Origin of the sequence: Dactylosporangium sp. McL0621 (assembly GCF_049995355.1) — a bacterium.
In the GTDB taxonomy this organism is placed as follows: Bacteria; Actinomycetota; Actinomycetes; order Mycobacteriales; family Micromonosporaceae; genus Dactylosporangium.
Genome location: NZ_CP188259.1, coordinates 2,019,154 through 2,031,281 on the forward strand (window position 1 = coordinate 2,019,154; position 12,128 = coordinate 2,031,281).

The window sequence follows — 12,128 nt, forward strand, 5'->3', positions numbered from 1 at the left end:
CCATGACGAACCCGAACGCCGCACGCATCAAGGAGCTCAACGACACCATTCGGTACACCATGTGGTCCGTCTTCCGGCTGGCCACGCCCTACGGCGACCAGCACCGCGACGCCGCCGGGGTCTCGGCGTTCCTCACGGACCTCGCCGCCAAGGACGTGACGGTCCGCGGCACCTACGACGTGGCCGGCCTGCGCGCCGACGCCGACCTGATGATCTGGTGGCACGCGCCCAGCGCCGAGGCCCTCCAGGAGGCGTACTCCGGGTTCCGCCGCACCGACCTGGGCCGCCGCCTGGCCCCGGTGTGGTCGCAGATGGCCCTGCACCGCCCGGCCGAGTTCAACAAGAGCCACATTCCGGCGTTCCTCGCCGACGAGCACGCCCGCGAGTGGCTGTGCGTGTACCCCTTCGTCCGCTCCTACGAGTGGTACCTGCTGCCGGACGAGGAGCGCCGCGCGATGCTCGCCGAGCACGGCAAGCAGGCCCGCGGCTACCCCGACGTGCGGGCCAACACCGTGGCCAGCTTCGCCCTCGGCGACTACGAGTGGATGCTCGCCTTCGAGGCCGACGAGCTGCACCGGATCGTCGACCTCATGCGCGAGCTGCGCGCGTCGCGGGCCCGCCGCCACGTGCGCGAGGAGGTCCCGTTCTACACGGGCCGCCGCCGCGACATCGCGGATCTCGTAGCAAACCTTCCATAAAATATTGACATAACCCGTTCCAAGGTCCGAACCTGCTCATAGACGTTCGTGAAAGCCCAGGGCTGACGAAACGGCAGGTTGCGCATGTCCGGACTCCGGTGGTTCGCGGCCGCGGTGCTCGCCGCGGGCCTGCTGACAGCGATCAACACCCCCGCGGCGGCCGCCCCCGGCGACTTCTCGACCTCGTTCGAGGCCGGCGACCCGCAGCCCACGTGGTCGGACAGCGTCGAGCGCAGCTCGGGCGTCGGCGGGTACTGCTGCGGCCTGGCGGGGATGGAGAGCGGCACGCGCACGGAGACGGCGCACACCGGCGCGAACGCGCTGATGTACTCCGGCTCCGACAACAACGCGACGACGAGCTACTCCTACAACCGCGTGTTCGACGTGGACATCGCGGTCGGGGCCGGCACCACGCTGTCGTACTGGGTGTTCCCGCAGAGCGGCGGCAACCTCGACGTGGCCGTGGACCTCGCGTTCACCGACGGCACCTACCTGCGCGACTCCGGGGCCGTCGACCAGCACGGCGTCCGGCTGCACCCGCAGTACCAGGGCAGCGGCTCGGTCCTGTCCTTCGACACCTGGAACTTCGTGACCTCGGACATCGGCGCCGCGGCGGCCGGCCGGACGATCGACCGCATCCTCATCGGCTACGACAAGCCCGACGGCACCGGGACGTTCCGGGGGTACCTCGACGACCTGAGCATCACCGCCGGCACCCTGGCCGACTACGTGGACACCCGCCGCGGCTCCAACTCCGACCCGGGCTACTCGCACGGCAACACCTTCCCGGGCGCCACCGTGCCCAACGGGTTCAACTTCTGGACGCCGGTGACGAACGGCAACAGCGACAACTGGCTGTACCAGTGGAACGCGGCAACGGTGCAGGGCTTCGCCGTCAGCCACGAGCCCAGCCCGTGGATCGGCGACTACGGCCAGCTCCAGGTGATGCCGATGACCGGCGGCGTCAAGACGAGCCCGGACGCGCGCAAGTCCACGTTCAGCCACGCCAACGAGATCGCGCGGGCGCACTACTACTCGACGCGGCTGGACACGTACGGCATCACCGCCGAGATGGCCCCGACCGACCACGCCGGGGTCATGCGCTTCACCTTCCCGGCCGCGTCCGACTCGACGATCCTGTTCGACGTCATCGACAGCGCCGGCGGCTCGTTCGCCGTCGACACCGCCGCGCGGACCATCTCCGGGTACGCCGACCACCGCGGCCAGAAGCTGTACTTCTCCGCCACCGTCGACACCGCGATCGCCGCGTCGGGCACCGGGGGCACCGGCTGGGTCCGCTTCGCCACGACCGCGAACCAGGCCGTGACCCTGCGCATCGGCACCTCGTGGATCAGCGTCGCCCAGGCCGCGGCGAACCTGGGCCAGGAGGTCGGGGCGAAGACGCTCGACACGGTGAAGGCCGAGGCGCGGGCGCAGTGGGACGCGGTGCTCGGCCGGGTGCGGCTCGAGGGCGCGACGAACGCGCAGCTGGTGACGTTCTACTCGAACCTGTACCGGGCGAACATGTACCCGAACAACCGCGCCGAGATGGTGGGCGGGGTGCGCCGGCACTTCAGCCCGTACGACAACCAGCTCCACGACGGGCAGATGTACGTCAACAACGGCTTCTGGGACACCTCGCGGGCCGAGTGGCCGCTCATGACGCTGCTGGCCCCCACCCGCACCGGCCAGATGCTCGACGGGTTCGTCAACGCCTACAAGGAGAGCGGCTGGACCCCGCGCTGGTCGGGGCCCGGCAACGTCGGGGCGATGGTCGGCTCCAACCAGGACCTGGCCTTCGCCGACGCCTACGTCAAGGGCGTGCGGAACTTCGACTACAACGCGGCGTACGCCTCGATGGTGAAGAACGCGATGGTCTACTCGAGCTGGGACCCGAACGGCCGCCAGGGCATCGAGGTCTCCACGTTCAAGGGCTACGTGCCCACCGACGTGCGCAACGAGTCCGCGTCGTGGACGCTCGAGGACGCCAACAACGACTTCGGCATCTTCCAGCTGGCCACGGCCCTGGGCAAGGGCGAGGACGCGGCGTACTTCCGCAACCGGGCGCTGGACTACGTGAACCTGTACTCGCCCAGCGTGGGCATGTTCCGGGGGAAGCAGAGCAACGGCGCCTGGCGTACCGGCGACGCCGACTTCCGGGCGAACCTGTGGGGCTGCGAGTTCACCGAGGGCGCGCCCTGGCACTACGCGACGGGCGCCCCGCAGGACCCGCAGGGCCTGGCCAACCTCTACGGCGGCCGGGCGCAGCTGGCGGCGAAGATCGACGCGGTGCTCGCCGCGCCGCGCGACTACCTCACCGGCTGCTACGGCGGGGTCATCCACGAGATGCGCGAGGCCTACGACGGCGACATGGGGCAGTACGCGCACGCCAACGAGCCCATCCACCACATGCTCTACATGTACAACTACGCCGGTACCCCCGCGAAGACCCAGAACCAGGTGCGCACCGTGCTCACCCGGCTCTACGACTCCGGGGCCGGCACCGGCAACGGCTACCTCGGCGACGAGGACAACGGCGAGATGTCGGCGTGGTACGTCTTCAGCGCGCTCGGCTTCTACCCGGCCCGGATGGGCAGCACCGACTACACCATCGGCGCGCCGCTGCTGCCCAGGGCGACGATCACGCTGGAGAGCGGCCGGACCCTCACGGTGAACGCTCCCGGGGTCAGCGACACCAACCGGTACATCCAGAGCGCCACGCTCAACGGCGTGCCGTACACCCGCAACTACCTCACCCACGCGGACCTGACGGCCGGCGGCACCCTGACCTTCACGATGGGCCCGAGCCCGTCGTCGTCGTGGGGGACCGGCGCGGCCGACATCCCGCCGTCGCTGACCTCCGGCGCCGCCGCGCCCGCGCGCCTCACCGACCGGGCCACGGGCGGCACGCTGACCGTCAGCGGCGAGAACGGCGCCGGCGAGGCCCGGGACAAGCTCACCGACGACACCTCGCTGACGAAGTGGCTCACGTTCGCGGCCACGGCCACCCTCACCGACCAGCTCACCGGGGCGGCGGCGGTGCGGCAGTACACGCTGACGAGCGCGGACGACTTCCCGGCCCGGGACCCGAGGAGCTGGACCCTGCAGGGCTCCGACGACGGGGTGACCTGGACGACGGTGGACTCCCGCAGCGACGTGGACTTCGGCGACCGCCGCGAGACGCGGGCGTTCGTGGTCAGCGGCGGCGCCTCCTATTCGCGGTACCGGCTCCAGATCACGGCCAACCACGGCGCCGCCGAGACCCAGCTCGCCGAGTGGCAGCTCATTGCATGATGTTCGACCAGCCCGACCACACCGAGAGCCCGCGCAGCCAGAGCTGGGTGACGAGGTTGCCGTTGGACACGGCGTAGATCTCGGTGTTGCCGGTCCACGGGTTGAGCAGCACGACGGGGTCCGTGTCGAGGGCGCCCCCGATGCCCGTCCACGGCGTCCATCCGCCGCCGGGCATCACGAGGGTGTACCGCAGGGAGCCGGCGCCGGTCGCGTAGATCTCGGTCGAGCGGTACTGCGGGTTGTAGAACACGGCGGGGTCGCCGTCGACCGGGCCGCCGAGGTCGTTCCTGGCCGACCACGAGGAGTCCGAGTAGTAGCGCTGGACGAGGTGGTTGCCCGTGCCGCGCGCGTAGATCTCGGTGGTGCCGTAGAGCGGGCTGCGGAACGTCACCGGCTCGCCGCGCAGTTTGACGTAGTTGCCGCTCTCGGTCGGCTTGACGTGCGCGAAGCTGGCGCCCTGCGCGGCCTGCCCGGCCCAGTCGATCGCCGGGTAGACGCTGTGGTCGTGGCTGGACACGTCGATGCCCTTGACCGTGTACTGCGGCCCCGGTACCGCCGCGGAGACCTCCTGGTGCCCTCCGGCCTGCGCGTGCCCGTTGTCGTCCGGGGTCGGCACGGGGTTGCGCAGACCGGCGAGCATGGCGACGGCGAGGAGGCTTCGCATTGGGGCACGGTATATAGATTTATCGTGCTATGTCCGTGTTTTACCGCGGAACAGCAGGGCCGCACCGGCCATCGCGACGAGCATGATGCCCACGCACCAGGCCACCGCGCGCCACGGCGCGTCTCCGACCGGCTGGTCGAGCAGCAGCCCGCGCAGGCTCTCGGTGATCGGGGTGACCGGCTGGTTGCCCGCGAAGCCGCGCAGCCACGACGGCATCGTGCCGATCGGGACGAAGGCGCTGCTGGCGTACGGCAGGAACGTGATGCCGAACGTGTAGCCGCTCGCGCTCTCCGGCGAGCCGGCCAGCAGGCCCATGCAGGCCGACAGCCACGAGACCGCGGCGATGGTCAGCAGCAGGATGCCCAGCGCGGCCAGCCACTGCCCGAGGTCGGCGTGTGGCCGGAAGCCGAGGGCGAAGGCGACCCCGAGCACCAGGGCGCTGGACACGACGTTGCGGGCCAGGCTGGCCACGACGTGGCCGGAGAGCACCGCGGCGCCGCCGACGTCGAGCGAGCGCAGCCGGTCGACGATCCCGCCCTGCAGGTCGTTGGCGACCGAGACGGCGGTCATCGCCGAGCCGAACGACACGCACAGCAGCATGACGCCGGGCACGACGTAGGTGACGTACTCGGTGCCGGTCCGGATTGCTCCGCCGAAGAGGTAGACGAAGACGACCATGAGCATGACCGGCAGGGCGATGGACATGATCAGGGCCTCGACGTTGCGCCGGCCGAGGCGCAGGCAGCGCCCGCCGAGCACGGTCCACTGCGTGATCGCGGTGCTAGACACCGGCGTACTCCTTGCGGGACGTGAGGGACAGGAAGACGTCGTCGAGCGTGGCGCTGTGCAGGGAGAACCGGCGCACCCCCGAGCCCGCCGGGTCGATCTCGTCGAGCACCGAGCGCACGTGCGCGGCGCTGCCGTCGGTGGTGACGCCGAGGGTCAGCCGCGCGTCGTCGCGCTGGACGACGCGGGCGCCGAGGCGGGCCGTGGCCGCGTCGTAGCGCGCGCGGTCGGCCAGGTCAAGGTCGAGGCGCTGGTCGCCGAAGCGGCGCTTGAGCTCGGCCGGGCTGCCCTCGGCGACCACCCGGCCGTGGTCGACGACGGCGATGCGGGCCGCGAGGCGGTCGGCCTCCTCGAGGTGCTGCGTGGTCAGGAAGACCGTGCGGCCCGCACCGACGAGCCCGTCCACCACCTCCCACATGGCCTGGCGGCTGGTCAGGTCGAGGCCGGTGGTCGGCTCGTCCAGGAAGATGACCTCGGCCGGGCCGGCCAGGCCGGCGGCGAGGTCGAGGCGGCGGCGCATGCCGCCCGAGTACCGCCCGGCCCGCCGGTGTGCGGCCGCGGTCAGGTCGAAGCGCGCGAGCAGCTCGTCCGCGCGGACGCGCGCGTCGCGCCGGGACAGGCCCGAGAGCCGGCCCATCATGCGCAGGTTCTCCGCCCCGGTCTGCAGCTCGTCGACCGCGGCGTACTGCCCGGTGAGGCTTATCGCGCGGCGCACCCGCGCGCGGTCGCGGACCACGTCGTGGCCGGCCACCCGGGCACTGCCCCCGTCGGGGCGGGTCAGCGTGGCGAGGATGCGCACCGTGGTGGTCTTGCCGGCGCCGTTCGGCCCGAGCAGGCAGAACACCGTGCCGGCGGGCACCCGCAGGTCGACGCCGGTGAGGACGCCGACCTTGCCGTAGGACTTCGTGAGGCCGGTCGCCTCGATTGCGTATGCGGTACGCTCTTCTGCGTATGACGTACGTTCCATGCGTACGTTATACGCAGAAGTAGAATGTCGAGTCAATGAGCGAACAGGAAAACGGCATACCCAACTCGCTGGCGCTGGCCTGGGGTCTGCGTGAGCGCCCGGGCAAGGGGCCGAAGCCCGGGCTGACCCTCGACCGGATCGTCGCCGCGGGGGTGAAGGTCGCCGCGGCCGAGGGCCTCGGCGCGGTCTCGATGAGCCGGGTCGCGAGCGAGCTCGGCGCCGCGACGATGTCGCTGTACCGGTACGTCTCGGCCAAGCACGAGCTGCTCGACCTCATGGTCGACGCGGCCATGGGCCTGCCCCCGGAGCCGGAGCCCGGGCTGGGCTGGCGGGCCGGCCTGCGCGGGTTCGCCGACAGCTACCTCGGCCTGCTGCGCAGCCAGCCGTGGATGCTGCGGGTGCCGATCAACACCCCGCCGATCACGCCCAACCAGATCGCCTGGATGAACCACGGGCTGGCGGTCATGCGGGACACGAACCTGCGCCACGACGAGCGGCTCTCCACGATCATGATGGTCAGCGGCATCGCCCGGAACTGGGCACTGACCACCGCCGACATCGACGCGGCGGCCAAGTCCCAGGGCGGCACGACCGAGCAGGCGATGTACGAGTACGGCCGGCTGCTGCACCTGCTGGCCGACCCGGTGCGCTTCCCCGCCGTCGGCGAGCTGCTGCGGTCGCGGATCCTCGAGACCTCGCAGTCCCGGCCCGACGACGACTTCGAGTTCGGCGTCGAGCGGTTCCTGGACGGCCTCGAGGCGCTGATGAGCACCCGAAAATAGCCTTTCGGGTGGTTTTCCCCGCTCCCTCACCCGCCCGTCGGACGTTGCATACGTTGCGACAGGCATCTCGGGCCTTGCGGGCAGCGCGGTGAAGACTCAAGAGCGGAGCGCGGCGGGTGACAGCAACGGCGGCCTCGGTCGGCAAGCTGCGCGACCAGTACCACGTCAAGTGGCTCATGGCCGACGAGGGCTACCTGCTGCTGCCGTCCACCTGGATCCAGGACTACGCCCAGTTCCGCTTCCGGGCCGGGCGCATCGCCATCTACCAGCTGGGGTGATCGTGACTTCGACGTTCGTGGGGACCCGCCTCGCTTCCGCGCTCGCCTGCCCCCGGTGCCACGGCTCGCTGGACTTCTCGCTGGTCTGCACGATCTGCGGCCCCGTCGGCACCCGGCGCGGCGACCAGCTGGACTTCGGCGGGTTCGGCGAGTCCGAGCTCAGGGCCGACGCCCTCAACCGCATCAAGGAGCTGGTCAAGACCCGGTTCCACAAGCTGTACCCGGCCGCGATCAAGGTGCTCTCCCCGGTCCAGGACCGGCCCGGGCTCGTGAACCCGTTCCTGCGCAGCTTCGACCTCGACCGGGAGCTCGTCGCCGGCTTCGGCTGCGGCACCCACCGCCGCGACGAGCGGGTCGTCTGCATGGACGGCGGCTCGTACGGCAACGTCGACATCGTCACCGACCTGCGCCGCCTGCCGCTGGCCGACGACAGCCTGGCCGGCGGGGTCAGCATCGCCGTGCTCGAGCACGTGCCGGACCCGGCCGTGCACATCGCCGAGATGCACCGCGTGCTGCGCCCGGGCGGCCGGATGCTCGTGTTCGTGCCGTTCATGCAGCCGTTCCACGCCTCGCCGTACGACTTCCAGCGGTACACCGAGGTCGGCCTGCGCGAACAGTTCGGCGCGTTCGAGGTGCTGTCGGTCAAAGTCGGGGCCGGGCCCACGTCCGGCATGCTGTGGGTGCTGCAGGAGTGGCTGGCATGCTGCTGTCGTTCGGCAGCCGCCGCCTGTACCGGGCGATCCTGCCGCTGACCTGGGTGCTGTCCCCGCTGAAACTGCTCGACCTGCTGCTGGTACACCGTCCGATGGCATCTGCGGCGGCGAGCGGGTTCGTGATCGAGGTCCGCAAGGCCGCTTGATAGAACTGCAACATGGAAGATCTGCGCGCGCGACGACTGTTCGGCGGGGCCGTGATGGCTCCCGGCGATCTCACCTCCAGCCCATACCGGGTCGACCGCGACCGGATCGTCGCCTCGCCGTTCTTCGCCCGCCTCGCCGGCGTCACCCAGGTCATCAGCCCCGGCGGCTCCGGGCTGCTGGTGCACAACCGGCTCACGCACAGCCTCAAGGTGGCAAGCGTCGCCCGCGGCATCGTCGAGCAGCTCGGCTCCTCGGTGGAGGCGCAGGCGCTGCTGGACAAGCTCGGCGGGTGCGACCCCGACGTCGTCGAGGCGGCCGCGCTCGCCCACGACCTCGGCCACCCGCCGTTCGGGCACCTCGGCGAGCACGTCCTGGACCGGCTCGCCCGGGAGCGGCTCGGGCTGCCCGACGGGTTCGAGGGCAACGCCCAGTCGTACCGCATCGTCACCAGCACCCAGGTGCGCGGCGCGGCGATCGGGCTGGACCTCACCGCGGCGGTGCGCGCGGCGCTGCTGAAATACCCGTGGACCCGGCGCACGTACCCGGACCCGCACCCGATGCACATGAACCCGACGCCGCGCGGCGCCGGCGGCGACCCCGCGGTCGGATCGGGCAAGTTCGGTGCGTACGTCACCGAGCTCGCCGACGTCCGCCAGGCCCGCGCCCCGTTCGCCGGCCGCCTCGCCGACTGGCAGCAGACGGCCGAGGCGTCCGTCATGGACACCGCCGACGACATCGCCTACGCCATCCACGACCTCGAGGACTTCCACCGCGTCGGCGTGCTCCAGCAGGGCGCCGTCGCGGCCGAGCTCGTCGCCTGGCTGCGCGACGCCGACGACCTGCGCGCCCTCGGCGACGTGCAGCTGCGCGCCACCGGCCGCCGCCCGGGCCGCTCGGTGGAGGCGCTGCGCCGCCGGCTGCGGGAGAAGGACGACTGGATCTGCAACGACGAGGCGTTTGCGGCCGCCGTCGCCCACGTGCGCACCGAGCTCGCCGACGGGCTGCTCGCCGCGCCCTTCGACGGCTCCATCGACGCCGAGCAGGCGGTGGCCCGGTTCTCGGCCCGCTGGACGCGCCGGCTCATCGACGCCGTCCACGTGCGGCCCGACCCGCCGGTGCGCTCCGGGCACATCCTGCTCGCGCCCGCGCAGTGGCACGAGGTGCAGGTGCTCAAGTTCATCCACCACCGGTTCGTGCTCGAGCGGCCCGACCTGGCCCTGCACCAGCGCGGGCAGGCGCGGCTGCTGTCCAGCCTGGTGGAGGCGCTGCACGCGTGGCTGACCGACCCGGGGGAGGAGGCGCGGCTGCCGCGGCGGCTGCACGACCTGGTCGAGCTGGCCGAGGCCGAGACCGCCGCGCTCTCGCCCTCCGACTACGGCCTGGAGCGCCTCGACGTGGTCGCCATGGCGCGCGGCCGGGCGATCGTGGACTTCGTGGCCGCGCTCACGGACGGGCAGGCGGTGGGGCTGCTGGACGCGCTGTCGGGCCGTTCGCGGCAGCTGTGGACGGACGCCTTCGTATTGTGAATCTCATGCTTCGACTGCGACCGATGACCCAGGACGAGCTCGACGCCCGGCTCCCCGTGCTCCAGCGGGAATATGAGGAGGACGAGCTGCGCTCCGGCCGCGACACGCCCGAGACCGTGCACGCCAACGTCGCGGCGCTGCTGGAGCGGCTCCTGCCCGAAGGCGCGTCCAGCCCGGGGCAGCTGCTGTTCAGCGGGGTCGACGAGGCCGGGGTGGTGGTGGGGTACATCTGGCTGGGCCTGCCGACCGGCGAGCGCGCGCAGGCGTGGGTGTACGACGTGCAGGTCGACGAGCCCTTCCGCCGCCGCGGCCACGGGCGGGCGCTCATGCTCGCCGCCGAGGACGTGCTGCGCTCGCGCGGGATCGGGGCGCTCGGGCTCAACGTGTTCGGGCACAACCCGGGGGCGCGGCAGCTGTACGAGTCGCTCGGGTACGAGATCAAGTCGCTCTCGATGGCGAAGGACCTGGCGTGACGACGCGGCTGGTCGTCATCGGCGGGGACGCGGGCGGGATGAGCGCGGCGTCGCAGGCGCGGCGGCGGCGGCCGGCCTCGGACCTGCAGATCGTGGCCTTCGAGCGCGGGCAGCACGTGTCGTACTCGGCCTGTGGCATCCCCTACCTCGTGGCCGGGGACGTCGCTTTCCCGGACGCTCTGGTGGCGCGGCATCCGGCGGAGTTCGCCCGGCTGGAGATCGACGTGCGCTTGTCGTCGTTCGTCACCTCGATCGATGTTGACCAGCGCTTTGTTAGTGTCAGGTCGGATTCGTCCGAATATCGCGAGCCCTTCGACCAGCTCGTGATCGCCACCGGGGGCGTGCCCGCGCGGCCCGACGTGCCCGGCGCGGACTCCGCCGGCATCCACGGGGTGCAGACGCTCGAGGACGGGATTCGGCTGCTCGGGTACCTCGACCGCCACTCGCCGCGGCGCGCGGTGGTGGTCGGCGGCGGGTACATCGGCCTGGAGATGGCCGAGGCGATGCTGCGGCACGGGCTCGAGGTCGTGCTGGTCGACGCGGCCGACCAGCCGATGCGCACCCTCGACCCCGACATGGGCGGGCTCGTCGCCGACGCGCTGCGGGCCGAGGGCGTGACGCTGCGCCTCGGCGAGCGGCTCGAGGGCTTCGCGAGCCGGGCGGGCCGGGTCACCGCGGTGCACACCGACGCCGGCGAGATCCCGGCCGATCTGGTGATCCTCGGCCTCGGTACCCGCCCGAACAGCGACCTCGCCCGGTCCGCGGGCATCGAGATCGGCGCGACCGGGGGCATCCGCACCGACCGCCGGATGCGGACCTCGGCGGACGGGGTCTGGGCGGCCGGGGACTGCGTCGAGACGTTCCACCGGGTCTCGCAGCGGCCGGTGGCGATCGCGCTCGGCACGCACGCCAACAAGCAGGGCCGGGCCGTGGGGATCAACATCGGGGGCGGTTACGCGACGTTCCCGGGCGTCGTCGGTACCGCCGTATCGAAGCTCTGCAACACGGAGGTGGCCCGCACCGGGCTGTCCACGGCGGAGGCCACGGACGCCGGCTTCGCCGCGTTCAGCGTGGTCACCGAGTCGACGACCCGCGCGGGCTACTTCCCGGGCGCACGCAGGATCAAAACCAAGATCATCGCCGAACGTACGTCGGGCCGGCTGCTCGGCGCCCAGATCGTCGGCGAGGAGGGCGCGGCCAAGCGGATCGACGCGCTCGCGGTGGCACTCTGGAACGGGATGACCGTCGAGGAGATGACCTCGCTGGACCTGTCCTACGCGCCGCCGTTCGCGCCGGTGTGGGACCCGGTGCTGATCGCCGCGCGGAAGGCGGCGGAGGCGCTAGATTCCTTCTCGTGATCTCTTCGTTCGCCGACCTGTCGACCGTCGACCTGTACCGGATCCTCAAGCTGCGCTGCGACGTCTTCGTGGTGGAGCAGCACTGCCCGTATCCGGAGCTGGACGGGCGGGACACGGAGCCGGGGACGCTGCATCTGTGGCTGGAGGCCCCGGACGGTTCGATCGCGGCGTATCTGCGGGTGCTCGCGGAGCCGGACGGCTCGGCCCGCATCGGCCGGGTGGTCACCGCGCCCGCCGCGCGGGGTCAGGGCCTGGCCGGCAAGCTGCTCGCGGCGGCCCTGGACCAGATCGGCCCGGGCCGCGCGGCGGTGCTCGACGCCCAGACCGTTGCGACCGGGCTCTATTCGCGATTCGGCTTCGTGGTGACCGGGCCGGCTTACGACGACGACGGCATCGAGCATGTGCCGATGCGTCGCCCTGCGGCGTCCTAGCCCGGCCTTCG

At 71.7% G+C, this 12,128-nt stretch carries 13 protein-coding genes; 10 read left to right on the top strand and 3 right to left on the bottom strand.

Annotated elements, in window-relative coordinates; all coding sequences use genetic code 11:
* Window positions 1–2: 2 nt before the first annotated feature.
* The gene (hemQ, locus tag ACPPVO_RS09320; protein ID WP_360387771.1) at window positions 3–698 is read left to right on the top strand and encodes a hydrogen peroxide-dependent heme synthase; all 696 of its coding nucleotides are present in this window, start codon (window positions 3–5) and stop codon (window positions 696–698) included.
* An 84-nt stretch (window positions 699–782) separates the two neighbouring features.
* Window positions 783–3,992 (top strand): GH92 family glycosyl hydrolase, encoded by a 3,210-nt coding sequence (locus ACPPVO_RS09325; protein WP_426510815.1) that lies wholly within the window; start codon window positions 783–785, stop codon window positions 3,990–3,992.
* On the opposite strand, the gene ACPPVO_RS09330 is transcribed toward ACPPVO_RS09325, so the two are convergent.
* The 3 genes from ACPPVO_RS09330 to ACPPVO_RS09340 are packed head-to-tail and all read right to left on the bottom strand — an operon-like array spanning window position 3,982 to window position 6,409.
* Complete coding sequence (locus ACPPVO_RS09330) at window positions 3,982–4,656, bottom strand: hypothetical protein (RefSeq protein ID WP_426510816.1); 675 nt, start codon at window positions 4,654–4,656, stop codon at window positions 3,982–3,984. The genes ACPPVO_RS09325 and ACPPVO_RS09330 overlap by 11 nt on opposite strands.
* Window positions 4,657–4,683: 27 nt before the next feature.
* A complete protein-coding gene (locus tag ACPPVO_RS09335) occupies window positions 4,684–5,445 on the bottom strand; it encodes an ABC transporter permease (protein WP_426510817.1) in 762 nt (253 codons plus the stop codon).
* Entirely contained in the window at window positions 5,438–6,409 is a 972-nt protein-coding gene (locus ACPPVO_RS09340) for an ATP-binding cassette domain-containing protein (protein ID WP_426510818.1), read from the bottom strand. Before ACPPVO_RS09340 ends, ACPPVO_RS09335 begins: the two co-directional genes overlap by 8 nt.
* A gap of 35 nt (window positions 6,410–6,444) precedes the next feature.
* Here ACPPVO_RS09340 and ACPPVO_RS09345 point away from each other — a divergent pair, with 35 nt between their 5' ends.
* From ACPPVO_RS09345 to ACPPVO_RS09380, 8 genes are all read left to right on the top strand, one after another.
* Complete coding sequence (locus ACPPVO_RS09345) at window positions 6,445–7,191, top strand: TetR/AcrR family transcriptional regulator C-terminal domain-containing protein (protein WP_426510819.1); 747 nt, start codon at window positions 6,445–6,447, stop codon at window positions 7,189–7,191.
* 116 nt (window positions 7,192–7,307) lie between these two features.
* Window positions 7,308–7,469 (top strand): hypothetical protein, encoded by a 162-nt coding sequence (locus tag ACPPVO_RS09350; protein WP_426510820.1) that lies wholly within the window; start codon window positions 7,308–7,310, stop codon window positions 7,467–7,469.
* 2 nt (window positions 7,470–7,471) lie between these two features.
* Window positions 7,472–8,221, top strand: coding sequence for a methyltransferase domain-containing protein (locus tag ACPPVO_RS09355; protein ID WP_426510821.1), 750 nt, complete (start codon window positions 7,472–7,474; stop codon window positions 8,219–8,221).
* The gene (locus ACPPVO_RS09360; protein ID WP_426510822.1) at window positions 8,170–8,328 is read left to right on the top strand and encodes a hypothetical protein; all 159 of its coding nucleotides are present in this window, start codon (window positions 8,170–8,172) and stop codon (window positions 8,326–8,328) included. Before ACPPVO_RS09355 ends, ACPPVO_RS09360 begins: the two co-directional genes overlap by 52 nt.
* A gap of 12 nt (window positions 8,329–8,340) precedes the next feature.
* The gene (locus ACPPVO_RS09365; protein WP_426510823.1) at window positions 8,341–9,855 is read left to right on the top strand and encodes a deoxyguanosinetriphosphate triphosphohydrolase family protein; all 1,515 of its coding nucleotides are present in this window, start codon (window positions 8,341–8,343) and stop codon (window positions 9,853–9,855) included.
* Window positions 9,856–9,860: 5 nt separating this feature from the next.
* Window positions 9,861–10,328, top strand: a complete 468-nt coding sequence (locus ACPPVO_RS09370; RefSeq protein ID WP_426510824.1) for a GNAT family N-acetyltransferase — start codon at window positions 9,861–9,863, stop codon at window positions 10,326–10,328.
* Entirely contained in the window at window positions 10,325–11,686 is a 1,362-nt protein-coding gene (locus ACPPVO_RS09375) for an FAD-dependent oxidoreductase (RefSeq protein WP_426510825.1), read from the top strand. Before ACPPVO_RS09370 ends, ACPPVO_RS09375 begins: the two co-directional genes overlap by 4 nt.
* Window positions 11,683–12,117 (top strand): GNAT family N-acetyltransferase, encoded by a 435-nt coding sequence (locus ACPPVO_RS09380; protein ID WP_426510826.1) that lies wholly within the window; start codon window positions 11,683–11,685, stop codon window positions 12,115–12,117. Before ACPPVO_RS09375 ends, ACPPVO_RS09380 begins: the two co-directional genes overlap by 4 nt.
* Window positions 12,118–12,128: the final 11 nt, after the last annotated feature.